This window comes from Haematobacter genomosp. 1, from assembly GCF_002196855.1.
In the GTDB taxonomy this organism is placed as follows: Bacteria; Pseudomonadota; Alphaproteobacteria; order Rhodobacterales; family Rhodobacteraceae; genus Haematobacter.
On the sequence record NZ_NIPW01000024.1, the window covers coordinates 110357 to 136087 of the forward strand.

Annotated in this window: 23 protein-coding genes; 9 read left to right on the forward strand and 14 right to left on the reverse strand. The window is 67.1% G+C overall.

The features are described from left to right. Positions 1-47: 47 nt before the first annotated feature. The gene (locus tag CDV49_RS12695; protein WP_088215798.1) at positions 48-1937 is read right to left on the reverse strand and encodes a propionyl-CoA synthetase; all 1890 of its coding nucleotides are present in this window, start codon (positions 1935-1937) and stop codon (positions 48-50) included. Between the two features lie 73 nt (positions 1938-2010). Then, positions 2011-4290 carry an NADP-dependent malic enzyme gene (locus CDV49_RS12700; protein ID WP_088215799.1) on the reverse strand — a complete coding sequence of 760 codons (2280 nt, stop codon included), beginning with the start codon at positions 4288-4290 and terminating at the stop codon, positions 2011-2013. A gap of 439 nt (positions 4291-4729) precedes the next feature. On the opposite strand from CDV49_RS12700, the gene cdd reads away from it, so the two are divergent. Genes cdd through CDV49_RS12730 form a run of 6 tightly spaced genes read left to right on the forward strand, consistent with a single transcriptional unit; the run spans position 4730 to position 9789 of the window. After that, entirely contained in the window at positions 4730-5116 is a 387-nt protein-coding gene (gene cdd, locus CDV49_RS21110) for a cytidine deaminase (protein WP_373447803.1), read from the forward strand. Then, the gene (locus tag CDV49_RS12710; protein WP_088215800.1) at positions 5116-6423 is read left to right on the forward strand and encodes a thymidine phosphorylase; all 1308 of its coding nucleotides are present in this window, start codon (positions 5116-5118) and stop codon (positions 6421-6423) included. Before cdd ends, CDV49_RS12710 begins: the two co-directional genes overlap by 1 nt. After that, positions 6420-7619 carry a phosphopentomutase gene (locus CDV49_RS12715; protein WP_088215801.1) on the forward strand — a complete coding sequence of 400 codons (1200 nt, stop codon included), beginning with the start codon at positions 6420-6422 and terminating at the stop codon, positions 7617-7619. The genes CDV49_RS12710 and CDV49_RS12715 overlap by 4 nt, the downstream gene beginning before the upstream one ends. Continuing rightward, positions 7616-8596, forward strand: coding sequence for an adenosine deaminase (locus CDV49_RS12720; RefSeq protein WP_088215802.1), 981 nt, complete (start codon positions 7616-7618; stop codon positions 8594-8596). Before CDV49_RS12715 ends, CDV49_RS12720 begins: the two co-directional genes overlap by 4 nt. Next, positions 8593-9225, forward strand: a complete 633-nt coding sequence (gene upp, locus CDV49_RS12725) for a uracil phosphoribosyltransferase (RefSeq protein WP_088215803.1) — start codon at positions 8593-8595, stop codon at positions 9223-9225. Before CDV49_RS12720 ends, upp begins: the two co-directional genes overlap by 4 nt. A 9-nt stretch (positions 9226-9234) precedes the next feature. Further along, positions 9235-9789: an SPOR domain-containing protein gene (locus CDV49_RS12730; RefSeq protein WP_088215804.1), complete on the forward strand. Its 555-nt coding sequence runs from the start codon at positions 9235-9237 to the stop codon at positions 9787-9789. 48 nt (positions 9790-9837) lie between these two features. Here CDV49_RS12730 and CDV49_RS12735 read toward each other — a convergent pair whose 3' ends face one another. From CDV49_RS12735 to CDV49_RS12765, 7 genes are all read right to left on the reverse strand, one after another. Further along, complete coding sequence (locus tag CDV49_RS12735; RefSeq protein WP_088215805.1) at positions 9838-10857, reverse strand: hypothetical protein; 1020 nt, start codon at positions 10855-10857, stop codon at positions 9838-9840. A gap of 182 nt (positions 10858-11039) precedes the next feature. Next, the gene (locus CDV49_RS12740; RefSeq protein ID WP_088215806.1) at positions 11040-13238 is read right to left on the reverse strand and encodes a 3-hydroxyacyl-CoA dehydrogenase NAD-binding domain-containing protein; all 2199 of its coding nucleotides are present in this window, start codon (positions 13236-13238) and stop codon (positions 11040-11042) included. A gap of 23 nt (positions 13239-13261) precedes the next feature. Further along, positions 13262-14473, reverse strand: a complete 1212-nt coding sequence (locus CDV49_RS12745) for an acetyl-CoA C-acetyltransferase (RefSeq protein ID WP_088215807.1) — start codon at positions 14471-14473, stop codon at positions 13262-13264. A gap of 10 nt (positions 14474-14483) precedes the next feature. Further along, positions 14484-15122 (reverse strand): glutathione S-transferase family protein, encoded by a 639-nt coding sequence (locus CDV49_RS12750; RefSeq protein ID WP_088215808.1) that lies wholly within the window; start codon positions 15120-15122, stop codon positions 14484-14486. A 36-nt stretch (positions 15123-15158) separates the two neighbouring features. Beyond that, entirely contained in the window at positions 15159-16937 is a 1779-nt protein-coding gene (locus CDV49_RS12755) for an acyl-CoA dehydrogenase C-terminal domain-containing protein (protein ID WP_088215860.1), read from the reverse strand. Positions 16938-17045: 108 nt separating this feature from the next. Next, positions 17046-17498: a MerR family transcriptional regulator gene (locus tag CDV49_RS12760; RefSeq protein ID WP_088215809.1), complete on the reverse strand. Its 453-nt coding sequence runs from the start codon at positions 17496-17498 to the stop codon at positions 17046-17048. A gap of 95 nt (positions 17499-17593) precedes the next feature. Then, a complete protein-coding gene (locus tag CDV49_RS12765) occupies positions 17594-17989 on the reverse strand; it encodes a MerR family transcriptional regulator (protein ID WP_088215810.1) in 396 nt (131 codons plus the stop codon). Positions 17990-18102: 113 nt separating this feature from the next. On the opposite strand from CDV49_RS12765, the gene CDV49_RS12770 reads away from it, so the two are divergent. Genes CDV49_RS12770 through CDV49_RS12780 form a run of 3 tightly spaced genes read left to right on the forward strand, consistent with a single transcriptional unit; the run spans position 18103 to position 19652 of the window. Continuing rightward, entirely contained in the window at positions 18103-18528 is a 426-nt protein-coding gene (locus CDV49_RS12770) for a PaaI family thioesterase (protein WP_088215811.1), read from the forward strand. A 1-nt stretch (position 18529) separates the two neighbouring features. Continuing rightward, the gene (locus tag CDV49_RS12775; protein ID WP_088215812.1) at positions 18530-19036 is read left to right on the forward strand and encodes a PaaI family thioesterase; all 507 of its coding nucleotides are present in this window, start codon (positions 18530-18532) and stop codon (positions 19034-19036) included. A 10-nt stretch (positions 19037-19046) separates the two neighbouring features. Continuing rightward, the gene (locus CDV49_RS12780) at positions 19047-19652 is read left to right on the forward strand and encodes a hypothetical protein (RefSeq protein WP_088215813.1); all 606 of its coding nucleotides are present in this window, start codon (positions 19047-19049) and stop codon (positions 19650-19652) included. Here CDV49_RS12780 and CDV49_RS12785 read toward each other — a convergent pair. From CDV49_RS12785 to CDV49_RS12805, 5 genes are all read right to left on the reverse strand, one after another. After that, positions 19645-20478, reverse strand: coding sequence for a substrate-binding periplasmic protein (locus tag CDV49_RS12785; RefSeq protein WP_088215814.1), 834 nt, complete (start codon positions 20476-20478; stop codon positions 19645-19647). The two genes, CDV49_RS12780 and CDV49_RS12785, sit on opposite strands and share 8 nt — an antisense overlap. Positions 20479-20610: 132 nt before the next feature. Further along, positions 20611-22371, reverse strand: a complete 1761-nt coding sequence (locus CDV49_RS12790) for a pyrroloquinoline quinone-dependent dehydrogenase (protein ID WP_088215815.1) — start codon at positions 22369-22371, stop codon at positions 20611-20613. A gap of 66 nt (positions 22372-22437) precedes the next feature. After that, complete coding sequence (locus tag CDV49_RS12795; RefSeq protein WP_179209198.1) at positions 22438-23031, reverse strand: c-type cytochrome; 594 nt, start codon at positions 23029-23031, stop codon at positions 22438-22440. A gap of 144 nt (positions 23032-23175) precedes the next feature. After that, positions 23176-24012, reverse strand: a complete 837-nt coding sequence (locus CDV49_RS12800) for a substrate-binding periplasmic protein (RefSeq protein ID WP_088215817.1) — start codon at positions 24010-24012, stop codon at positions 23176-23178. Continuing rightward, the gene (locus tag CDV49_RS12805) at positions 24009-24824 is read right to left on the reverse strand and encodes an ABC transporter permease (protein ID WP_088215818.1); all 816 of its coding nucleotides are present in this window, start codon (positions 24822-24824) and stop codon (positions 24009-24011) included. Before CDV49_RS12805 ends, CDV49_RS12800 begins: the two co-directional genes overlap by 4 nt. Positions 24825-25731: the final 907 nt, after the last annotated feature.

A 25731-nucleotide genomic window follows, 5' to 3' on the forward strand; every position in this document is an offset into this window, starting at 1 on the left:
ATACACCCTGTCGGTGAACAGTCGGTAAAGAGAAGCTGTGGGCCGCTTCAGGCGTTTGCATGTCCCACACCCTGGAGCGCGGACGCGATTTCGTCCAGCACCACGGGGTCGTCGATCGTCGCGGGGGCTTTCACCTGCTCTCCATCCGCGATCTTCACCATCGTGGCCCGAAGGATCTTGCCCGAGCGTGTCTTGGGCAGGCGATTCACCACGACGGCGCGGCGAAAGGCGGCGACCGGACCGATCCGCTCCCGCACGAGGGCGACGCACTCCCGCACGATCTGCTCCTCGGGGGTTCGGGTGCCCTTCTTCAGCACGAGAAAGCCCAGCGGTATCTGTCCCTTCATCTCGTCCGATGCGCCGATCACCGCGCATTCCGCCACGTCCGGGTGGCTGGCCAGCACTTCCTCCATCGCGCCGGTGGAGAGACGGTGGCCCGCGACGTTGATCACATCGTCGGTGCGGGCCATGACGTAGAGATAGCCGTCCTCATCCACCAATCCGGCATCGCCCGTCTCGTAATAGCCGGGGTAGCGGCTGAGATAGGCCTTCTGGAAACGCTCGGGCGCATTCCAGAGCGTCGGGAGCGCGCCGGGCGGCAGGGGCAGGCGGATGGCGACGGAGCCGAGCATCCCCTGCGGCACCCGCTCGCCATCCTCATCCAGAATGCACAGGTCGTAGCCGGGCATGGGCACGGAGGGCGAGCCGGGCTTCACCGGCAACTCCTCCAGCCCCAGCGGATTCGCCGCGATGGCCCAGCCGGTCTCCGTCTGCCACCAGTGGTCGATGACCGGCACATGCAGGTGATGCTGCGCCCAGCGGATCGTTTCCGGGTCGGCCCGCTCCCCGGCGAGGAACAGGGCGCGGAAACGGCGGAGGTCGTAGTCCCCGATGAGCTGGCCTTCGGGATCCTCCCGCCGGATGGCGCGGATCGCGGTCGGCGCGGTGAACATGCATTTCACCCGGTTTTCCGCGATCGTCTTCCAGTAAACCCCGGCATCGGGTGTGCCGACGGGCTTGCCCTCGAACACGATGGTCGTCGCGCCAGCGAGCAGCGGGGCATAGCAGATGTAGCTGTGTCCCACGACCCAACCCACGTCGGAGGCCGCCCAGAACACATCGCCCGGCCCGATGTCATAGATGTTCCGCATGGACCACAGAAGCGCCACCATATGCCCGCCGGAATGGCGGACCACGCCCTTCGGCTGGCCGGTCGTCCCGGACGTATAGAGGATGTAGAGCGGGTGGTTGCCTTCCACCGGCAGGCAGGGCGCAGGCTCTGCCCCATACTGGAAACTGTGCCAGGCGATGTCGCGCCCCTCCACCAGCCGGGCGATTTCCTGCTCCCGCTGGAGGATGACGCAGAACTCGGGCTTGTGGCGGGCAAGGTCGATGGCGCCGTCCAGGAGGGGTTTGTAGTGCACGATCCGCCCCGGCTCGATCCCGCAGGATGCGGCGAGGATGGCCTTGGGCTGGCAGTCGTCGATCCGGGTGGCAAGCTCGGCGGCGGCGAAGCCTCCGAACACGACGGAATGGATCGCGCCGATCCGGGCGCAGGCCAGCATCGCCTCCACCGCCTCGGGCACCATGGGCATGTAGATGATGACGCGGTCGCCCTTGCCGACACCGCGCGCCGCCAGCGCACCGGCAAGCCGTGCGACCCTGTCCTGAAGCTCGGCAAAGGTGATGCCCTTGCGCAGATGGGTCACGGGGCTTTCGTGGATCAGCGCGATGTCATCGCCGCGGCCCGCCGCGACATGCCGGTCCACCGCGTTCCAGCAGGTGTTGGACAGGCCGTCGGCGAACCATTCATGGAACGGCGCCTCGCCGGAGAGCGCGCGGGCGGGCGAGCGATCCCAGTCCACGGCGCGGGCAGCGTCGAGCCAGAATCCCTCCGGGTCATCCCGCCAGCCCGCATAGACCTCCGCATATCCCATGTCCGTCTCCTCCCGTTCCCTGGGGAGGAGACTACCGCCGCGCCTGCATCTTCCGCAACGGGTGCGAGGGCGGTCAGCCGTATTGCGCGACCGGCGTTCCGGCGAGGGCGGAGATGTTGAGCAGCCCCCGCGTGGTGATGGAGGGCGTCACCACATGCGCCCGGTTGGCGAGACCCATCAGGATCGGTCCCACCTCCAGCCCGTTGGCCCGCATCTTCAGAATGTTGCGGATGCCGCTCGCCGCATCGGCATCGGCAAACACCAGCACATTGGCCGGCCCCCGGAAGCGGGCGTTGGGGAAGATCCGGTCGCGGGTCGATTGATCCAGCGCGGCATCGACATGCATTTCCCCCTCATAGGCGAAATCGGGTTTGCGCGCGTCGAGGATCTCCATCGCCTTGCGCATCCGTATGCCGCTCGACGTGTCGAGGTTGCCGAATTGCGAATGGGAGCAGAGCGCGATCTGCGGCACCATGCCGAAGCGGCGGACATGGCGGGCGGAGGCGATGACCGTCTCCGCGATCTGCTCGGGCGTGGGTTCCGGGTTCACCTGCGTGTCGGCGATGAACAGCGGCCCTTCCTCAAGGATCATCAGCGAGAGGGCGCCGATCGGCACCCGCCCGTCGCGGCTGAGCACCTGACGGATGTATTTCAGGTGCCACAGATACTGCCCGAAGGTGCCGCAGATCATGCTGTCGGCCTCCTCGCGGTAAACCATGATCGCGGCGATGGCGGTCGTATTGGTCCGCATGATCGCGCGGGCAAGGTCCGGCGTGACGCCGTCGCGCTGCATCAGCTCATGATAGGTGCCCCAGTAATCGCGGTAGCGGGGATCGTTCTCCGGGTTCACCACCTCGAAGTCGCGACCCGGACGGATGGGCAGCCCGGCACGCTCAAGCCGCGTTTCCACCACCTCGGGCCGTCCGATGAGGATCGGCTTGTCGGTGGTTTCCTCCAGCAGCGCATTGGCGGTGCGGAGCACGCGCTCATCCTCGCCTTCCGCGAACACGATGCGTCGGGAGGCGCTGGAGGCGGCCTCGAACACCGGGCGCATGATGAGGGAGGAACGGAAGACGGAGCCGTCGAGCTTCTGCTTGTAGGTGCCGATATCGGCCACCGGGCGGGTGGCGACGCCGGTTTCCATCGCGGCGCGCGCAACGGCGGGGGCAATGACGCCCATCAGCCGCGGATCGAAGGGCTTCGGGATCAGGTAGTCCCGCCCGAAGCTCATCCGCTCCCCGGAATAGGCGGCAGCGGCCTCCGCGCTGGTGGTGGCGCGGGCGAGGGCGGCGATGCCCTCGATACAGGCGAGCTTCATCTCGTCGTTGATCTCGGTCGCGCCGACATCCAGCGCGCCCCGGAAGATGAACGGGAAGCAGAGCACGTTGTTGACCTGGTTCGGAAAGTCCGACCGGCCGGTGGCGATGATCGCGTCGGGGGCCACCGACCGGGCCAGATCGGGCGCGATCTCCGGTGTGGGGTTGGCGAGCGCGAACACGATGGGGGCGGGGGTCATCTTCGCCACCATCTCCGGGGTCAGCACGCCGGGGCCGGAAAGGCCGAGGAACATATCCGCCCCTTCAATCACATCGGCAAGGCTGCGGGGCCCGCCGGGCTGGGCGAATTCCGCCTTCTGCGGCGTCATCTCCTCCTCCCGGCCCTCATAGACGAGACCGGCGAGATCGCAGAGCCAGATGTTCTCGCGCTTCACGCCCAGCTTCACCAGCATGTTCAGGCAGGCGATGCCCGCCGCCCCGCCGCCGGTGGAGACGAGCTTGATGTCTTCGAACTTCTTGCCGGCCACCAGCAGCGCATTGGTCGCGGCGGCGCCCACCACGATGGCGGTGCCGTGCTGATCGTCATGGAAGACGGGAATGTTCATCCGCTCCCGGCAGAGCTTTTCGACGATGAAGCAGTCGGGGGCCTTGATGTCCTCAAGGTTGATCGCGCCGAAGGTGGGTTCCAGCGCGCAGACGATCTCCGCCAGCTTCACCGGATCCTTCTCGTCCAGCTCGATGTCGAAACAGTCGATCCCGGCGAATTTCTTGAAGAGGACCGCCTTGCCCTCCATCACCGGCTTGGAGGCCAGCGCGCCGATATTGCCCAGCCCCAGCACCGCCGTCCCGTTGGAGACCACTGCCACGAGGTTCCCGCGCGAGGTGTAGCGCCGCGCGGTGGAGGCATCCGCCTTGATCTCCAGGCATGCTTCGGCCACACCCGGCGAATAGGCGCGCGACAGGTCGCGGCCATTGGCGAGCGGCTTGGTGGCGCGAACCTCCAGCTTTCCCGGTTGCGGGAATTCGTGGTAGTCGAGCGCTGCCTGCCGGGCGTTCTCCTGCCGGGTTTCCTCCATCTGGATTCTCCTGCCCTCTGCCGCTTGCGGGGATCTAGTTTAATGCTGAACTATCTGCGACACGGGTCAAACTGCCCCCTTTGGCGGGCGGATTCAAGGGCGGGTTTCGTGGGCAGGTCGCTTGCATCGCGGGAATGATCGCCGCAAAGTCGCCTCAGACCCCGCGAGGCAGTACCACATCATCCAACGGCGGGGCCATGGCAAGGAGGCCGGTGTGTCCAAATCCGACGGATCGAAGGCGGAGGGGGCGAAAGCGGAGGGGGCGAAAGCCGCAGGCACCGGCCCTGAGGATGGCGCAGAGGATGCGGAAGCCGCCGCTGCGAAAGGCGACCCGGAGGGCTCGGCAGGAGGAGCAGGCAAAAGCCGTGGAAAAAGGGCCGATGCCACCGCCGCACCGGAGGCAGGGCACGGCCCGCAGGGGCACGGCACCGATGATTCCCTGAAGGACGCCGCCCGGATGGTGCGGGAGAATGCCTATGTGCCCTATTCCGGCTTCAAGGTGGGCGCGGCGATCCGCAGTGCCTCGGGCGCGATCCATGTGGGCTGCAACGTGGAGAATGCCGCCTATCCCGAGGGCACCTGCGCGGAGGCCGGGGCCATCGCGGCCATGGTCGCGGCCGGCGATCTGCGCATTGCCGAGGTCGCGGTGATCGCCGACAGCCCCCATCCCGTTCCGCCCTGCGGCGGGTGTCGGCAGAAGCTGGCGGAGTTCGGCGACCCGGACGTGCCGGTGGTGATGTACAACACTCAGGGAGAGATGCTGCGGACCACCATCCGTGACCTGCTGCCGGGCGGGTTCAGCGTCGATTACATGCTGCGTTCCTGATGCCCGCGCCGCTTTCCCCGGCGGGGGTCATTGCCGCCGTCCGGGATGGCCGGGCCATGCCGGACGGGGCGCTGGCGGCCTTTGCCGCCGGGCTGGCCACGGGAGAGGTCGGCGATGCGCAGGCGGGGGCCTTTGCGATGGCCGTGCTGCTGCGGGGCCTTGGCCCGGCAGGCCGCGTGGCACTGACGGAGGGGATGCGGGATTCGGGCCGGTTGCTGCGCTGGGACCTGCCCGGCCCGGTGATCGACAAGCATTCGACCGGCGGGATCGGCGATTGCGTATCGCTGGTGCTGGCGCCGCTGCTGGCCGCGGCGGGGGCTTTCGTGCCGATGATCTCCGGGCGTGGCCTTGGCCATTCGGGCGGCACGCTCGACAAGCTGGAGGCCATTCCCGGCTGGCAAGCGGAGCTTGATCCCGCGGCCTTTGCCCGCATCGTGCGGGCGGAAGGCGCGGCGATCGTCGCGGCCTCGCCGGATATCGTCCCTGCGGACCGGCGGCTTTACGCGATCCGTGATGTGACCGGCACGGTGGAAAGCATCGACCTCATCACCGCTTCCATCCTGTCCAAGAAGCTCGCCGCCGGGCTGGGCGGGCTGGTTCTGGATGTGAAGGCGGGCTCGGGCGCGTTCATGAAGACCCGGGCGGAGGCGGAAACGCTTGCCCGCGCGCTGGTGGAGACGGCGGTGGGCGCGGGCTGCCCCACGGTCGCGCTCCTCACCGGGATGGAGGAGCCGCTGGCCCCGGCGCTCGGCAATGCGCTGGAGGTGGCGGAGGCAATGGCCGTGCTGGAGGGCGGCGCGGGTCCGCTCCGCGAGGTGACGCTCGCGCTCGGCGCGGAGGCGCTGGTGCTGGCGGGGCTGGCCGCCCCCGCCGAAGCGGAGGACCGGCTGGCGCGGCTTCTCTCCTCCGGCGCGGCGCTGGAGCGCTTCGGGCGGATGGTCGCGGCACAGGGCGGCCCGCGGGATTTCACGGCCCGCTGGCGCGAGATGCTCCCGGCGGCGCCGGTCGTCGCGCCGGTGTTCTTGCAGGAGAGCGGCACGCTCTCCGCGGTGAAGGGCGTTGAACTAGGCCGGATCGTGGTGGAGCTTGGCGGTGGGCGGCGCTATCTGGGGGATCGGATCGACCCTGCGGTTGGCCTGTCCGACGTCGCGCGGATCGGCACGCGGGTCGGCCCGGAGGCGCCGGTCGCCGTGATCCACGCGGCGGATGAGGCAGCGTGGCAAAGGGCGGCGGAGACACTGCGCGCCGCCGTCGTTCTGGGCGGGGACACAGCCCCGCCGGCAAGGATATTGGGGCGCATCGCATGACACGGGCCTTTCTGATCGTGATGGACAGCGTCGGCTGCGGCGGCGCGCCGGATGCGGCCGATTTCGGCGACGAGGGGGCGAATACGCTCGGACATATCGCGCTGGCCTGCGCCGGGGGCCGCGCGGAGGAGGGGCGCTCGGGGCCGCTCCACATGCCGGTGCTGGACCGGCTTGGGCTGGGCGCTGCCATCCGCCTGGCCTCCGGGCTGGAGGCGCCGGGGTTGGGAGCCTCCCCGGAAGGGCTGTGGGGGGCGGCGACGGAGGTGTCGCGCGGCAAGGACACGCCCTCCGGCCACTGGGAGCTGGCCGGGGTGCCGGTTCCATGGGACTGGCACTATTTCCCCGACGAGATACCCGCCTTCCCGCCGGAGGTCACGGCGGAGGTCTGCCGCCTTGCGGGAACGGCGGGCATCCTTGGCAACTGTCATGCCTCCGGGGTGCCGATCATCGAGGAGCATTGCGCCGCACATCTGCGGACCGGCTGGCCGATCTGCTACACCTCCGCCGACAGCGTGTTCCAGATCGCCGCGCATGAGGAGGCATTCGGGCTGGACCGGTTGCTGAAGCTCTGCGCCGATCTTGCGCCGATGCTCCATGCGATGCGGGTGGGCCGGGTGATCGCGCGGCCCTTCACCGGCACGGTGGAGACCGGCTTCACCCGCACGGCCAACCGGCGGGACTTCGCCGTGGCTCCGCCCGCGCCCACGCTGCTCGACTGGGCCTATGAGGCGGGGCGCGTCAGCCATGCGGTCGGAAAGATCGGCGACATCTTCTCGCATCGCGGCATCACGAAGCTTCACAAGGGACAGTCGGATGCGGCGCTCTTCGACCATCTGATCCGGCTGGCGGGGGAGGCGGAGGAAGGCTCGCTCACCTTTGCCAATTTCGTGGAGTTCGACAGCCTCTACGGGCATCGCCGCGACGTGTCGGGCTATGCGCGCGCGCTGGAAGGGTTCGACGCGCGTGTGGGCGCGTTCCTGGACCTGCTGCGCCCCGGCGATCTGGCGGTATTCACCGCCGATCACGGCAACGACCCCACGTTCCGGGGCAGTGACCACACGCGGGAGCGGGTGCCGGTTCTGGCCGCCGGGCACGGCGCGGAAGGCATCGGGCTGCGCGGCTATGTCGATGTGGGGGCGAGCGTCGCCGCCCATCTGGGCCTGCCGCGTCGCGGGCCGGGGGAGAGCTTCCTATGAGCCTTGCCGATCTGCCGAAGGTGGAACTTCACCTGCATCTCGAAGGAGCAGCCCCGCCCGCCTTCATCCGCGGCCTCGCCCGGGAGCGGAACGTGGATATCGAGGGGCTGTTCGATGAGCGGGGCCATTACCGCTTCAATGGGTTCACCGGATTTCTGAAAGCCTATGAGGCCGCGACGACCGCGCTCACCTCTCCGGCGGACCATGCCCGGCTGTTGCGCGCGGTGCTGGAGGCCAGCGCGGAGCAGGGGGTGATCTACACGGAGCTTTTCGTCTCCCCCGATCTCTGCGGGGGCGGCGATCTTTCCGCGTGGCGGGATTACGTGGCGGCGTTCACGGAAGTGGCGGCGGGCATGGCCGGTGACATCACCTGCCGCGGCATCGTCACCTGCATCCGGCATCTCGGGCCGGAGCGGGCGAAGCGGACTGCCCTCTGCGCGGCGGAGACGATGGGCGGGTTCGTCACCGGCCTGGGGCTTGCGGGCGACGAGCGGGTCGGCGCGGCGAAGGATTTCGCCTGGTCCTTCGACCTTGGCCGCGAGGCGGGGCTGGGCCTGACTGCCCACGCCGGGGAGTTCGGCGGGCCCGCTTCCGTGCGCGAGACGCTCCGCGACCTTGGCGTCAGCCGCATCGGGCACGGCGTCCGCGCCATCGAGGATCTGGCGCTGGTGGACGATCTGGCGGAACGGCAGGTCGTTCTGGAATGCTGTCCGGGGGCGAATATCGCGCTGGGCCTCTATCCCGACTGGCGGCGGCATCCCGTGGGAGAGCTTTTCAGGCGCGGGGTCAGGGTCACGCTTTCCACCGACGATCCGGCGTTTTTCCGAACCGGGATGGCGCGCGAATACGAACGGTTGCATGATGCCTTCGACTGGGACGAGGGCGTGTTTCGCGATATGGCCCGCACCGCGCTGTCGGCCGCGTTCTGTGACGAGGCCACGCGCGCAAGACTGATGAAACGTCTGGAGGACGCATGACCGAACATCTCACCGTCGTCACCCATCCGCTGGTGCAGCACAAACTTACCATCATGCGGAAGAAGGACACGTCCACCGCTTCCTTCCGCCGCCTGCTGCGGGAGATCAGCCAGCTTTTGGCCTATGAGATCACCCGTGACCTGCCGCTGACCTCCACCCGCATCGAGACGCCGTTGCAGGAGATGGACGCGCCCACCATCGAGGGCAAGAAGCTCGTCCTCATCTCCATCCTGCGGGCGGGCAACGGGCTGATGGACGGCATTCTGGAGCTGATCCCTGCGGCGCGCGTGGGGTTTGTCGGCCTGTATCGCGACCCGGAGACGCTGCAACCGGTGCAATACTACTACAAGGTGCCGAGCGAGCTGGACGACCGGATGGTCATCGCCGTCGATCCGATGCTGGCCACCGGCAACTCCTCCGTCGCGGCCATCGACCTGCTGAAGAAATCCGGGGCGAAGAACCTGCGGTTCCTGTGTCTCCTTGCCTCTCCCGAAGGGGTGAAGCGGATGCGGGAGGCACATCCCGATGTACCGATCGTCACCGCCGCTGTGGATGAGCGGCTTGATGACCATGGATATATTGTTCCAGGCCTAGGGGATGCGGGAGATCGCATGTTCGGCACAAAATAGGCGAGAAAATTGTTGTCCTACGACCGCTATGCGTGCATTCTCCGTGAAAAGACTACCGCAGGGACAGCAGGCCTTCGGACGGTGCTGGCAGCGGGCGTGATCGGCGCCTTCGGGTTCCTCCCCGCTGCCAGTGCCGACGATGCCCCCTCCGTCCCTCCGCCGGCGGGTTACGCGGCGGACGAATTCACCGATACGCAGGGCTGTCTGTTTTCGCGCGTGGAGCAGGGCGACCGTCTGCTCTGGGCGCCGCGTTACCGTGCTGATGGCAGCCAGCGCTGCGACGGGCCGGTGGAGGCGGGCGCTGCCGAATGCCCGCTGCCGACGGAGGTCGGGCGCTATGCGCAGGCGGGGGTCTATGTGGATCTTGCAAATGCCCGCAATGCGGCGGCAGAGGTGCGTGCGCTGGGGCTTCCCGTGAATATCGTGCGGCTGAGCCGGAACCCGGAGGGGCGGCATTCCGTCGTGGCCGGTCCCTTCGTCGGGCGGGAGGCCGCGCGGCAGGGGCTGGGCGCGCTGCGCTGCAACGGTTTCCCGGATGCGTTCGGCCGAAACGGGCTGCGCTGAGCAGATTGCGCTGAACGGGCTACACTGAACAGGTTGCGCTAAACGGGGTCAGCGCGTGCAGATCCCCTGCAGGCCCACCCATTCCGTATCGGTAAGGATGGCCGGCGCGGCAACGTCGCGGAACGGATCACCGGTCCGCAGGGCTTCCGTGCGCGCGCCCGTCGGGTCAATGGCCTGAGCATAGGGGGTTGAGGGCACCTTTGCGGCTGCGAATCGCGTCAGCAGGGCCTTGGGATCGGCGTCCGACACCGGGGCCGTCAGCAGGGTCTCGGCAAAGCCGCGAACGGCGGTCGGCGGCAGCTCGCCCGTCGTCAGCAGCCGGAAGGTCGCCAGCAGACCGGCATGCTCCAGCAGCGGCAACAGGGGGTCGGCGGAATCCGCGCGCACCTGTTCGGCCAGCACATATCCCGCGGCAATCTCCTCGCTGTCTTCATCCTCCAGCAGATCGCGCTGCAGCAGGATGCGCCCGCCGGGAAGGTGGACGGCATCGGCAAAACCCTTGGGAAGAACCGAGATCCCCCCCGGCCGCCCGTCCGACAGCCGCGCCCACATCTTGCGGAGCGCGCGGTCGCCGTTCGGCGTGGAACAGACCGGCCCGGTGAGGCGGACCATGTCGCGCAGAACGAGTTCCCCGATGGCTTCGCGTGTGGCCTGCGGCACGGCGGCGACGGTGTGGCGGGTAAGGGCGGTCGGCAGGAAAAGGACCGCCGCGATCAGCAGGGCACCGACAAGCAGCGCGATCAGCGGCCCGCGCAGCCGGCCTTCCTTGGGACGCTGCGAGTCGATGACGCGGCGGACCTGTTCGATCGCGTTGATCATCAGGTCATCGTCGATCTCCAGTGTCTCGCCCGCCGAAGGGTCCGGGCTGTAGCGCGCGGGAAGGTCGCCCGGATTCAACCGTTCCAGCGCCGGCAGGGACCAGTGCGTCAGGGCAAGCGAGTTCTGGATATCCGACAGGATGAGGGAGGCGTCCCCAAAGGAGACGACCACCTCACGTGCTTCCGCGTCGGGCGATTCACGCCACCAACCGAAACATTCCAGTCGCTGGTACCGGGTAAGCGCCGTCATCTTCCCACGGAACCTTGCTGCAACGCCGAAGAAATCATGGATGCAAGATAGCCGAGCATGCGAGCAGCCACAATCGGCCCAAGGGGGGATGCGCGACCTTCTTCCAATGCAAAATAAGTAACGGATTTCCCGTGATATTCTGGGAAAGGAAGCCGGAATCGCGGGGATCCCGGCCCTGTTGGTCAGGCAGCCTTGGCGGTGGGGGCGAAGCGGCTGTAGAAGGTTTCATCCTTGGCGGCCATGTCGCGGAGCAACTGCGGTGCAGCGAAACGCTCGCCATACCGCGCGCTCAGATCGTCGGCGATCTCCACCGCCTTCGCCGCTCCCATCATGTCGAGCCAGGAGAACGGCCCGCCGGACCACGGCGCAAAGCCCCAGCCGAGGATGGCCCCCACATCGCCTTCGCGGATGTCGGTCAGCACGCCTTCCTCCAGCGCGCGAACGGCCTCCAGCGTCTGCACGAACATCAGCCGGTGTTCGACATCGGTGAGCGTCGGCTGATCCTCCACATGCGGATAGCGGTCGGCGAGCCCGGCCCAGAAGCCCTGCCGCTTGCCCTTTTCGTCATAGTCGTAGAAGCCCGACTTCGACTTGCGGCCCATGCGGCCCTGATCTGCCATCCAGAACAGCACCTCGTCCACCGCGCCGTCGGGATAGGCATTGCCCATCGCCGCCTTGGTGGCCTTGGCGATCTTCACGCCGAGGTCGATGGAGGTCTCGTCCACCAGCTGCAGCGGGCCGAGCGGCATGCCCATCAGCTTGGCCGCATTCTCGATCAGCGCCGGCTCCGTGCCCTCCTTCACCAGCCGCACCCCTTCGTTGATGTAGGGGATGATGCAGCGGTTGGCGTAGAAGAAGCGCGCATCGTTCACCACGATCGGCGTCTTGCGAATCTGGCGCACGAAGTCGAGCGCCTTGGCCACCGCCACGTCGCCCGTCTCCTTGCCCCGGATGATTTCCACCAGCGCCATCTTGTCCACGGGGGAGAAGAAGTGGATGCCGATGAATTCCTTGGGGTGGCGGGAGGCCTCGGAGAGCATGGTGATCGGCAGGGTGGAGGTGTTGGTGGCGAAGATCGCCTCCGGTGCGGCCTCCTCCGCCTTCTTCGTCACCTCGGCCTTCACCTTCGGATCCTCGAACACCGCCTCCACGATCAGATCGACGCCCTTGAGCGCGGCATAGTCGGTCGTGGCGGTGATGCGGGAGAGCACCTCCTCCTTCTTCTCCGCCGTGACTTTCCGCTTCTCGATCCCCTTGTCCAGGATGCCGGCGGAATGCGCCTTGCCGCGATCCGCGGCCTCCTGTGTGCTGTCGATCAGAACGACCTCGATCCCGGCGTTGGCGGAGACATAGGCGATGCCTGCACCCATCATCCCCGCGCCCAGAACGCCGAGTTTCCTCACGCTCTGATCCGGCACGTCGGGGCGGTTCGCGCCCTTCTCCAGCGCCTCCTTGTTCAGGAAGAGCGAGCGGATCATCGCGGCGGAGGAGGGGTTCAGCATGACATGCGTGAACCAGCGCGCCTCGATGCGGAGCGCCTGATCGAAGGGGACGAGCGCCCCTTCATAGACGGCGGAGAGCAGCGCCTTCGCCGCCGGATAGACCCCTTGCGTCTTGCCGTTCACCATGGCGGAGGCGCCGACGAAGGTCATGAACCCCTGCGGGCTGTAAGGCGCGCCGCCGGGCATCTTGTAGCCCTTCGCGTCCCACGGCTTCACCAGATCGGCGTCCGTGGCGGAAAGCACCCAGTCCTTCGCCCTTGCCAGCAGCTCCCCGGGGGCAACCACCTCGTCGATCACGCCCTGCGCCTTCAGCGCCTTCGGCGACTGGAGCTTGCCCTCCAGCAGCAGCGGCGCGGCCATCATCGCGCCGAGCTTCCGCGCCAGCCGCGTGGTGCCGCCCGCCCCGGGGAAGATCCCGACGAGGATTTCCGGCAGGCCGAGCCGCGCCTTGGGATTGTCGGCCACGAAGATGCGGTGCGTGGCCAGCGGCAGTTCAAGGCCGATGCCCGCTGCCGTGCCGGGAAGGGCGGCGGCGATGGGCTTGCCGCCTTTCAGCGTCTTGGGGTCCATCCCGGCGCGTTCGATCTTGCGGAGCAGCGCATGGATTTTCATGATCCCGTCGAACAGGCCCTTCGCGGGTTCCGCGCCCGCCGCATCCTTCATCCGGCCGAGGACGTTCAGGTCCATCCCGCCGGCGAAGTCCTTCTTGCCGGAGGTGATGACGATGCCCTTCACCTCCGGGTCGGCGAGGGCCTTGTCCACCGCCGCGTCAAGCTCGTTCAGACCGTCGAGGGTCATGACGTTCATCGACTTGCCGGGCACGTCCCAGGTGATGGTGGCGACGCCGTCGGCATCCGTGGCGTAATGAAATTCGGTCATGGAAGTCTCCCTGCTTCGCCGGATCAGACGCGTTCGACGATGGTGGCCGCGCCCATGCCGGACGCGACGCACAGCGTGGCGAGGCCGGTGCTCTTGCCCGACCGCTCCAGTTCATCGACCAGCGTGCCGAGGATCATCGCCCCCGTCGCGCCGAGCGGGTGGCCAAGCGCGATGGCTCCGCCGTTCACGTTCACCCGGTCCGCATCGACGTTGAACGCCTGCATGAAACGCAGCACCACGGCGGAGAACGCCTCGTTCACCTCGAACAGGTCGATGTCGGAGATCGACATGCCGCTGTCGCGCAGGATCTTCTCCGTCGCGGGCACGGGGCCGGTCAGCATGATGGTGGGGTCGGTGCCGATCTTCGCCGTCGCGCGGATGCGGGCGCGGGGCTTCAGGCCGTATTTCTCGCCGAACGCCTTCGAGCCGATGAGGATGCCCGCCGCGCCGTCCACGATACCGGAGGAGTTGCCCGCGTGGTGGACGTGCTCGATGCGCTCCAGATGCGGATATTTCATGATGGCGATCTTGTCGAAGCCGGGCATCTGTTCGCCCATGTCCTTGAAGGACGCCTTCAGCGCGCCGAGCGACTGCATGTTGGTGTCGGGCCGCATGTATTCGTCGCGGTCAAGGATCGGCAGGCCGTTGATGTCCCGGACCGTCATGACGGAGCGGTCGAAGCGGCCTTCCTCCCAGGCCTTGGCGGCGCGGCGCTGGCTTTCCACCGCGAGCGCATCCACATCCGTGCGGGAGAAGCCGTATTCGGTGGCGATGATATCCGCGGCGATGCCCTGCGGCACGAAATAGGTGGACATGGCGATGGAGGGATCGACCGCGATGGCCGCCCCGTCGGAGCCCATCGCGACACGGCCCATCATCTCCACCCCGCCGGCGACATAGGCCTGCCCCGCACCGGCCTTGACCTGGTTGGCGGCGAGGTTCACCGCCTCCAGCCCGCTGGCGCAGAAGCGGTTGATGGCGAGGCCGGGCACCGATTCCGCAAAGTCGGAGGCAAGCACCGCGGTCCGCGCAAGGCAGCCGCCCTGTTCGCCGACCTGCGTGACATTGCCCCAGATCACATCCTCGACCGCCCGCGTATCGAGGTCGGAGCGCGATTTCAGTTCGTTCAGCACCAGTGCCGAAAGGCGGGCGGAGGTCACCTCATGCAGGCTGCCGTCGGTGCGGCCCTTGCCCCGCGGTGTGCGGACGGCGTCGTAGATGTAAGCTTCGGACATTGGTCCTCCTTCAGAGACCGCGGTCGGAGGGCCGACCGGGCATCATGTCATAGGGATGTTTCCAGCCGGGCAGGGCGGCGACGTTATCGAGCCAGCGGTCGATATTCGGCCAGGCCTTCCGGTCGAAGGTGAAGGGTTCCGGGTAGTAGAGGTAGCCGCAGCAGGCGGTATCGGCGAGGCTGGGCACGTCGTCCACGATGAAGTCGCGCCCTTCCAGATGCGCGTCGAGCACCTTGAACGCATCGCGCAGCCGCCCCGACAGCCAGCGGATCACTTCCTGCGGGCGCTTCTCCTCCGGGACGAAGTTCATCAGGAACCGCAGCGTGCCCGCCTGAGAGGACATCTTGTGATTGTCCCAGAGCACCCAGCGCATGACCTCCTGCCGCAGGTGGTGGTCCTGTGGCAGCAGCTTCCCGGTCTTTTCGGCGATGTGATACTGGATGAGCCCGGATTGGGTCAGCACCTCATCCCCGTCGCGCAGCACGGGAACCTCGCCCATCTCGTTCAGCGCGCGGAATTCCGGGGAGCGGGCGTCTCCGTGAAAGAAGTTCACGAAGACCGGCACCCAGTCCACCCCCGCAAGGGTCATGGTGAGCGCCGCCTTGTAGGAATTTCCGCTTTCCCCGAAACAGTAGAGCTTCATCGCCATTCCGTCGTCCTCCCTTTGACGGGCGGCAGCATGGCCTCAGAACCCCGCCACGTCGAGCGCCATGACCGGCTCCGCCCCGGAAGTGATCCGGGCGAGATGCAGTCCCGTCGCCGGAAGCTGACGGGCCATGTAGTAGCGCCCCGTGGCGATCTTGGCGTTGAGGAAATCGGCATTGCCCCGGCCCGCGGCCAGCGAGTCTTTCGCAGCCTTCGCCATCCGCGCCCACATCAGGCCGAGACAGACATGCCCGAACAAGTGGACAAAATCGTTCGACCCGGCGAGCGCCGCGTTGGGGTTCTTCATGCCGTTTTCCATGAAGAACATGCCCGCGGACTGCAGATCCTTGGACGCGGCCTTCAGCGGATCGAGGAAGCCCGCCTTCAGTTCGGCATCGCCCTCGTTCTCCTTGAGGAAGGTTTTCACCATGTCGAAGAAGGCCATGACATGCTTGCCGCCGTCCTGCGCCAGCTTGCGGCCGACGAGGTCCAGCGCCTGCACGCCGTTCGCGCCCTCATAGATCATGGTGATCCGTGCATCACGCACGAACTGGGAGACGCCCACTTCCTCGATATAGCCGTGGCCGCCGAAGATCTGCTGGGCCTGCACCGCCATCTCGAAGCCCTTGTCGGTCTGGAACGCCTTCAGCACCGGGGTCATCAGGGAGATCAGCCCTTCGGCATCCTGATCATCGAGCCGCTTGGAGCGGTCGATGAGATGCGCGCCCCAGAAGGTGAAGGCGCGCGCCCCTTCGATGAAGCTCTTCTGGTCCATCAGGCTGCGGCGGATATCGGGATGCACGATGATCGGATCGGCGGGGCCGTCCGGGTTCTTCACCCCGGTCACGTCGCGGCCCTGAAGCCGTTCCTTGGCATAGGTCAGCGCGTTCTCGTAGGCGGCCACGGCCTGCGCATAGCCCTGCAGGCCCACGCCGAGACGGGCCTCGTTCATCATGGTGAACATCGCGCGCATCCCCTTGTGGAGATCGCCGATCAGCCAGCCCTTGGCGCCGTCGTAGTTCATCACGCAGGTGGCGTTGCCGTGGATGCCCATCTTCTCCTCGAGCTTGCCGACGGAGAGGTTGTTGCGCGCGCCGGGGGAGCCGTCCTCATTCACGAGGAACTTCGGCACGATGAACAGGCTCACGCCTTTCGTGCCCGGGCCGCCGCCCGGCGCCTTCGCCAGAACGAGGTGGATGACGTTCTGCGACAGGTCGTGATCGCCCGCGGAGATGAAGATCTTGGTCCCCGTGATGGCGTAGCTGCCGTCCTCCGCCGGTTCGGCCCGCGTGCGCATGATGCCGAGATCGGTGCCTGCCTGCGGCTCCGTGAGGTTCATCGTGCCGGTCCATTCGCCGGACACGAGCTTCGGCAGATAGGTCTGCTTCTGCTCGGCCGAGCCGTGGGTATGGATGGCCGAATAGGCGCCGTGGGTCAGGCCCTGGTACATGTTGAAGGCCATGTTGGCGGCCACGAACATCTCGCCCGTGGCGCTGTTCAAGACATAGGGCATGCCCTGGCCGCCGTATTCCGGGTCGCAGTCCAGCCCCATCCAGCCGCCGGCGGCCATCTGGTCATAGGCCGCCTTGAATCCCGTGGGCGTGATCACCACGCCGTTTTCCAGCCGGCACCCTTCCCGGTCGCCGACGGCATTCAGCGGGGCCAGCACCTCGGAGGCCAGCTTGCCCGCCTCCTCAAGGATGGCGGCGGTCGAGTCGCGGTCGAGTTCGTCGTAACCCGGCACATCGCTTTCGCTCACCTTCAGAACCTCGTGCAGCAGGAACTGCATGTCCTCGACGGGGGGCGTGTAGGTGGTCATGTCGGTCATTCTCCGCTTTTCCGGGCCGGGGTAAGGATATGCCCCTTGCCGCAGGTGTCCTGGGCGCGCAGGCGTTTTCCGCCGCGCAGCCGCTTTTCGGGGGAAGGATTATTGCGCCGCGGTCAGGTCGCGCGGGCCGCCGGCCAGCACGTCATCGGCCCAGGCGATCTCCTCCTTCAGTTCGGCAATCGCCTCGTCCAACTCCGCCCGACGGCGCTCAAGGTCATCGAGACGTCTGGCCGCCACGTCACGCGTGCGGCGGAGCTGGGTGAGCTGGCTGCCGTCCCTGTCGTAGAGATCGAGAAGCTGGCGCATCTCCTCAAGGCTGAAGCCAAAGCGCTTGCCCCGCAGGATCAGCTTCAGCCGCCCGCGGTCGCGCCTTGTGAACCAGCGCGTCTGTCCCTCCCGTATGGGCGAGAGCAGCTCCTTGGATTCGTAGAATCGCAGGGTGCGCGGCGTGACGTCGAAAGCCGCGCACATTTCACCGATGGTCATGAGCCTGCCGGTATCATCTCTGGCCGAAGCCAGGCTGACCGGCGCGGAATGTATCGCCCGCTGCATCCTGTTCCTCCTTCGCGTTCCCTGAGGAAATCGCGTCCCGAAGAAAGGTTACAACAGGGCATGACGTTTACGTAAACGAAACGTAGCGTAACGTCTTATCCTGACGTGACGTGAGGGGCGGGCTCCACCTTTTCAAGCTCTTCTGCCACCTGGTTCCGCAGCTCCCGCAGGTCTTCGAGGGTCGCACGGAGTTCGGCGATCTGGTTTTCCAGCTTGTCGATCTGCCGGTCCGCCATCACGACCCAATCCTCCATCTGGGTACGGGTTCCAGACTTGTCATAGACCTCCAGCCACTGCCGGATTTCCTCAAGGCTGAAGCCGAAGCGGCGGCCGCGTAGGATCAGCGTCATCCGCGCCACCTCCCGCGGCCCGAACAGGCGCGAGCGCCCCTCCCGCACCGGACTGAGCAGTTCGATATATTCGTAATAGCGCAGGGTGCGGGGCGTCACATCGAACTTCGCGCACATTTCCTTGAAGGTCAGCATGGTCATGGAGTGTCTCCTTGGGTCACAAGGTAATCACCACACCCGCGTAACGCAACGTCACGGGCGGCTTGCTCCTGCCCGCAGATGGGCCAATAACGGGGTGGATACGGGGGTGACGCATGACATCTGAGCGACGCAAGAAGTTCTACGACGAGATCGACCGCAGCCCGCATGCCGCGGCCCTCGGGCTCAGGGTGGAGGAGATCGGCGTGGGCGAGGCGCGGATTTCCATGCCCTACGACCGCAAGCTCATCGGCGAGCCGGCAAGCGGGGTGATCCACGGCGGCGCGGTCTCCGCCCTCATGGACACCACGGGCGGGGCCTCCGTTGTGAGCGCGGATGAGGGGGTGATCGCCACGGCGACGCTGGATCTGCGAATCGACTACATGCGCCCCGCCACGCCGGGACAGGCGATCACCGCGCATGGCGTCTGCTACCATATCACCCGGCTGCTGGCCTTTGTACGCATCACCGCGACGGATGAGGACACGGCCCACCCGGTTGCCAGCGCCACCGGCACCTTCACCGTGGAAAGGGAGGACTGAGATGGCCCGACCCGCGCCCGAACCCGTCGCCGCCATCAAGGAGCGCCGCGACGGCGTGCTCCGCCGGCTGATCGAGGCGGTTCCCTATATCGGTTTTCTTGGCATCGACTTCGACCGGCGGGGCGATGAACTGACCGCCGTGCTGAACTACAACGAAAAGCTCATCGGCAACCCGTTCCTGCCCGCGCTGCACGGCGGAGGAACCGCCGCCTTTCTGGAGACGACGGCGATCATCACGCTCGCCTGGTCCACCCTGTGGGAGGATATGGAGAACGGCAGGCTGGACCCTGCCGATTTCTCCGCCGGGACGATGCCGCGCCTGCCGCGCACCATCGACTTCACGGTGGACTACCTCCGCTCCGGCCTGCCGCGGGATGCCTATGCGCGCGCCCGTGTGAACCGGTCGGGTCGTCGGTTCGCCTCCGTCCATGTGGAGGGGTGGCAGGACAATCGCGACCGGCCGTTCATTCAGGCGACGGGACATTTCCTGATGCCCCGGCGGGATTGAGGCGCGGCGTATGTCGCTTCTTCAGGACCTGACCGTCCAGCAGATCGTGACCCGTATCTTCGCCATGCTGATCTATGCGGCGGTGCAGGGGGCCTTGCTGGCGGGGCTGGCCCGCGGTCTGGGCGATGTCCGCCCCGCGCGGGAGGGGCGGCTCACGCTGAACCCCTTCCTTCAGGCCTCCGCCTGGGGCGTCGCCATGGGGGTGCTGTTCCGCATGGGCTGGATCGCGCCGCTGCGTCTTTCGCCCGCACAGGGGTTCGGCGAACGGGTCAGGATCCTCGTGATCGTGGCGGTGGGGCTGGGGGCGATGCTCGTTCTCGTGCCGCTTCTGGATCTGCTGCGCGCGCCGTTGCAACAGGTACTGCCGCGCACCGCCGGCTACTACGTGCTCTACGCGCTCCAGATGGTGCAGGAGGTGACCTTCGGCTCCGTCGCGCTGAACCTGCTGCCGGTGCCGGGGCTGATCGCCGGCAACCTGTGGCGCGCGGTCTGGCCAGGCGGAGAACGTCTCCTTCAGCGGGCCGAGCCGCTGGGACTGGTGCTGGTCGGTGCGGCGCTGATCCTCGGCTGGGTGCCGCTGCCCTTTGGCTGGCTGGACCGGCTGCACCTCATCTGACCGGACCTTCGCCCGCGACGCCCTCATAGCCGAAGCGTGTCATGATCTCCGCGATCGTGCCATCCGCGACCAGCGCGTCGATGGCCGCGTCGATCTGGCTGCGCAGATAGCTGTCGCGCACCCCGACCAGCGCCCCCACCCGCGTGGCCGCAGCCGGAACCGGCGCCGTGTCGATCACCCGGAGCGCCCGCGCCTCCGGGTGATGGGTCTTCAGCGCCGTCAGAACCGGCTGCCACAGGAGCATCCCCGCCAGCCGCCCGTCTTCCACCCGCCGGAGCATCAGCTCCGGGTCGGCATAGGGCAGGCGGACCCAGCGTTGCTCCTTCGGTTGCTGCTGGTTCCAGGTGATATAGACCATCTCGCCCATGCTCTGGATCGCGGTTCCGATGAGCCGGTCATGCGGTATATCGCCCAGCCGCGACCACCCGGCCTCCTTCACGGCCAGAACGAAGGGGATCGTGGCATAGGGGCGCGTCACCATGGCCCAGTCGGGGAAGGGCGAATCCTCCTGCACGGAGATACCCATGAGCAGGTCGCAGGTATTGGTCATGGCGATCTGCAATTCGTCCATGAACCCGTCACCGCTCAGGGGGAACCCCTGGAACCCCTGTGCGAATTTCACGTCGAGCAGAAGGGCGGAGCCGATGGCGCGCGCCACCTCCCGGTCGAATTCGAGTATCTTGCTGCTGGCATCGTTGCAGACGGTCAGACTGTCGCCCTGCTGCCTGCGGGTGGAGTTGAGCAGTTCCCCCGGCACGCCTGCCGTCTGGGCATCTGCCGTTCCGGTCATAGCCAGAAGCGCCCCGGCAAGGATGAGATGCCGCATGTGAACCCCTTTCTGTGGGAGGGGGCGGACGTGCCGCCCCCGTTCAGTGGCCGCCCCTCCATCCGGGGCAAAAAGCTCCCCCGGTCAGTGGGCAAGGGGCGGATGGCCCGCCCCCGACCTGTCAGGTGCCGGTCAGTTGCTGGCCTTCGGCAGCTTGTAGACAAAGATCGAGTTGCCCGAACCCGTCGGCAGCGGCGTCTCCGGGAAGGCGGAGGAGATGGAGCTGGCCGCGTTGGAGTAACCGGTTGGGACGACCAGATACTGCTCCCCGTCGATCTCATAGGTCACGGGGGAGCCACCGATCGGCGCGTTCAGCCGCTGGCGCCAGAGCACCTTGCCCGTTTCCTGATCCCAGGCGGAGACGTAGCGCGCGGCGTCGCCGCCGAACACCAGCCCGCCCGCGGTGGCAAGAACGGAGCTGGTCATGGAAGGCCGCTCCCGCGCCTGCCATTTCGACTCGCCCTGCTTGGGATTGATGTCGAGCGCCTGAAGCAGCCCCGCCTCCGTGATGCCTTCCGGCAGAACACGGGGGCCGAACTTCACCGAGCCGACGGCGTTGCCGGCGGTGAATTCCGACTGGGTCGGCGTCACCGTGTTGCAGGCCTCCGTCAGCGGCACGAAGAACGCCTTGGTGTCCGGGCTGTAGGCCCCGGCCATCCACAGCTTGCCGCCCGAGACGGAGGTGCAGGCGAGCTTGCTTTCCCCGATGGAGCTGGAGACGAGGTCCGTATTGATGTGAACCGTGCCGTCCGCATCGATCTTGGAGATGACGTTCTGCTTCACCGTCTCCTTCGACCACAGGTATTTCCCGGTGTCGCGGTCGAGCGCGAAGGCGATGCCGTTCTTGCCCGGAACGGAGATCAGCATGTGGCTGGTCTTGCCGCCGGTCTCCTGATCCACGAGAATCCGCTCGAACGGGCTGTCGAGGTCCCAGTTGTCGCGCGGGAGGTGCTGGAAGTACCACTTCAGCTTTCCGGTATCGGCATCCAGCGCGAGCGTGGAGTTGGTATAGAGCACGCTGCCCTCACCCGAACCGCGCACCAGTTCCGAATACGGCCCCGGCATCCCGATGCCCCAGAAGGTCGTGTTGGTCCGTTCGTCATAGGAGCCGGTCGCCCATGGCGTGCCGCCCCAGCGGTTTTCCGCGGGCACCGGCCCCCAGCTTTCCTGCTGCTTGGGATTGTCCGGGTCGTCGATCGTGTTGAAGCGCCACAGTTCCTCACCGGTATTGAGGTTGTGCGCCATGATGAAGCAGCCGCCGGCCGTGCCCGCGATGGAGCAGCCGGAGATCGCGGAGATGATCTTGTCCTTCACGATGATCGGGCCGACGGTGTAGCTGTAGCCCTTCTGGTAATCCAGAACCTGCTTTTCCCAGACGACCTTGCCGTCCGCCGCGTTCAGCACCACGATCTTCGCGTCCGCGGTCGTCAGCACGACCTTGTCGCCGGCAAGGGCGATGGAGTTCTTCTGCCGCCGCGCCTGGTTGGCCTGATAGGACCAGGAGGCCGGGATCTCCGCCAGAACGTGACGGTAGGTCCAGATCAGGTCGCCGGTCTTGGCGTCCAGCGCCTCGACGATGTTGTTGTTGGTCTGCAGGAACATCACGCCGTCATGGATGAGCGGCACCGTCTCCTGGATGCCTGCTTCCGCCATCGGCCAGGCCCAGGCGAGTTGCAGCTTGCCGACGGTTTCCTTGTTGATCTGCTTGAGCTTGCTGTAGCCGGAGTTGAAGCGGTCGCCCCGCCACATCAGCCATTCGCCCTCCGGCGGATTGGCAAGCATCTCCTCCGTCACGGGTTTGTAGTTCTCACGGACGTTCTGGGCGAAGGCCGCGCCGCTCAGCGCCACGAGGGCGGTGGTGGCGGCAAGAAGCGGTTTCGAAAAGAATGACATCATGTCCTCCTCGGTGCGCATGGCGCGCGATATGTGCTGTGCGCGGGCCGGTCGCGGCCCCGCGCGTCACTCGACGGTCGGGAGCTTCTTGCCCCAGGTGAAGGCCTGCGGAATGCTGCTGGCGGCGGCGGTGGTCTGCATGGTGTCCACGGCTGGGCCGCCCGGAAGCGGCTTGCCCCAGGTGAAGGCCTGCGGGACGTTCGTGTCCCCCGCCATATCCGGGGCCGCAGCGCCCCCGCCGGCCGGACCGGCCGCGGTTTCCGCCGTCAGGCTGATGGCGGCGAGCTTCTCCTCATCCTCCACCAGAGGATCGGGGCCGGGCTGGGCGCCGTTGAACGCCATGATGTAGGCGATGATGTCGAGATAGGTCGCCGTCCCGAGCTGACCGGGCGCGGAGGGCGGCATGGCGACGGAAATGAAATCGTAAAGCCCGCCGGGTGTATCCCAGTTGGCCATCACGTCCGGCCCGACGAGGCCGGGGGCCTCCGGGCCTTCGAGCTGCATTCCGTGACACTGGGCGCAGTTCGCATTGTAGGCGGTCTTGCCCGCCTCTGCCTGTTCCGCCGTGAACCCGCCGGCAAGGCCGGGCAGGGCGGAAGACAGAGTTGCGACTGCTGCCAGCATCCCGGGGATTGCGGATCGTTTTGTGAAGAAGATCACGGCTACCCTCCCTCCTGAAGATGCGCGAGCGCCGGCGACTGGGGTGTCGTAACGGCAGGTGGCGCGACAATCTGTCCCATACCTTAGTAGGAGGTGCAATATCATGCAGCAGAGAAATGGAAAAAAGCCAATTATACTGGCATATTACATATGCGAAGCCGCCCCTGCTTCGGCGGTCAGGCCGTAGCGGTTCCGAAGGGTCGCGATTTCCTCCCGTCCCGCCGCATCCGAAAGCGCGGCAGTCAGGGCGCGCTTCAACGTCACATCCCCCTTCCAGGTTCCAAAGGCCAGCGGCACTGGCGCGAGGGCGGGGTCGTCCGGCCAGACAGCGGTGAAACCCGGCAGGGCATCTTGTTGCCCGGACAGCGCGAAATTCTCGCCGACCGCGGCCGCCGCACGCCCCTCCAGCAGCGCCGTGCGGAGCGCCGCGCCATCCGCCACCAGCAGGGGCCGGTAGCCCTCGGCCCGCATCCATGCGGAAAGCGCCAGCCGGTCAAGCCCGCTCGCCCCCGGCAGGACCGCGAGGGTGCTGCCTGATGGCGGAAGGGCACCCGCGGGCAGCAGCAGGAGCCAGCCGATCCGCTCCCCGGTCGGGAGAAGCTGCAGGAAACCGCGCGCGGTCGGCGTATCCGCGATGCCGCCGCCGATCATGTCGCATTGGGCGCGCGTCAGGTTCCAGTTCCGCGGGTTGAAGTCACGCCCGATGGTCGGCACGACGTTCACCGCAAGGCGCAGACCCACGCGATCCGCGAGAATGCGGGCAAGCTCAACGTCGTAACCGGGCCGATCCGGCTCTCCCGTCACCAGCGGCGGATAGGCGGGGGGGACGCAGAGTTTCAACACGCCTGCCGCCCGGCGCTCGGCAAGGGAATTGTCCTGCGGAAGCAGGCCGGCAAGGGCGAGGATCACCACCACGATGCCGAGATTCCTAATCGCCGGTCCCCAGCGGCCCCGGAGCGGAGAGGCGGGCGGCGCGTTCATGCCCTGCGGAAGTCGATCACGGCGAGGAGGAAGAACACCGCCGCCATGCCGAAGATCACCAGCGGCCCCGTCGTGGGGGCGAACTGGTAGAAGCCGATCAGCACGCCCCGAAGCGCATCGACCGCATAGGTGATCGGGTTCGCGCGGACCAGCGTCACCAGCCATTCGGGATAGGTCGCCACCGTCTGTGTGCGGGTGAGCGAGGGATCCAGCGGAAAGACCGAGGAGGAGGTGAAATAGAGCGGCAGGATGATGGTGTTGGAGAATACGCCGAACCCCTCGAAGCTGCGCACCCGCTGGGCCAGAAGCACGCCGAAGGAGGTCAGCCCGAAGGCCAGCACGAACATCAGCCCGATTGCCGTGAGCGACTGCCCGACCGTCAGCGTCACATCGGCAAACCGCGCGAGGATCAGCACCAGCGTGCCATGCACTGTCGCGACCGTCGCCCCGCCCAGCACCTTGCCCAGCAGGATCAGCCATCGCGGCATGGGAGAGACGAGCACCTCCCGCAGGAAACCGAACTCCCTGTCCCAGATCACCGAAACGGCGAACTGGATGGACGTGTACATGATGTTCAGCACGATGACGGCGGGGAACAGGAACTGCAGGTAGGTGAAGGGGATGACCGTACGCACCTCTCCATAGACCTCTCCCCGGAAGTAGGGGTTCAGCCCGATGCCGAGGATGAGCAGCCAGATCAGCGGTCGGCTCACGCCGCCCACCATCTGTCCCCGGTCACGGGTGGCGCGCAGTACCTCCCGCAGCCAGACGCCATAGAGGCCTCGCAGAAGGCCGGGGAGAGCGCTGGTCATGAGGCGCTCCTTTGCGACTTGGAAGGGGGTGGGGGCGCGCCATCGGCCGTGACCCACGGGCTTGCGGAGGAGGTCCGGGAACGTGGCCCGCATGATGAGCGGGATGTGCCCGACGCGCCCCTCCGGGGTGGCCGGGGTAGGGCCTGCGGTGCGGGCGACAGGAGTGGCCCCTGCCCGAAGGCTGAGGGTACCGCGCTTGGCAGAGCGGCGAACTGTGGGCTTGTGGCACCGGGCGCCCTGCGGACCGGTTCGAGGCGCTGAGACCGGAAGCAGCGGGAGGAGCCGGGTATCGGGTTGTGGTGCCGCTTCTTGCGCTCGGACATGACGGCTGCCGGTGTCGGGCCATTGGCGAGGAACGGCGGCCAGCCCGGCAGGGCTATGGGCGGCCGGACGGTTCCTTGCGCTGCAACGGGCGCGACGATCTGTGAGCGAGAGGAGCAGGCAGTGCCCGCCCATGCCGGAATGAGCCGAGCGACGCGGGGTTGGACGAGGGCGCAGCAGCTGGAAAAAGCGCGGCGGCTGGAGGAAGGCTGGGCAGGGATGATCCGAAGGGTGATGGGCCGGAGGGCGGGCTTGAGGGTGGCGGGCCACAGGGGGACGGGCGGCAGTGAGATGGGCCGGAGAGGGGCGGGCCGGACAGCCTCCGCGCCGCTGGGATGGCCGACTGTCGTGGGATCGTCGGCGGTGCAGACCGTTTCCAGTCCGCATGTGCTTCGGCAGTTCTGCCGGCAGGTCGGTTGGACGCGTGACGGCCTGTGCGTCCGGCCTCTGCCCAAGGGTTTGCCGCAGGGGAGCGGGTGTAGCGCTCGGCGCGCCGGCCGTGGACCCATGGCGGGCCGGATTGAGTGCCCCAGCCTCCTGAAGGTCAGCGATGCGGTCCCATGCCGCTGCTGAACCTTGCGGAAGA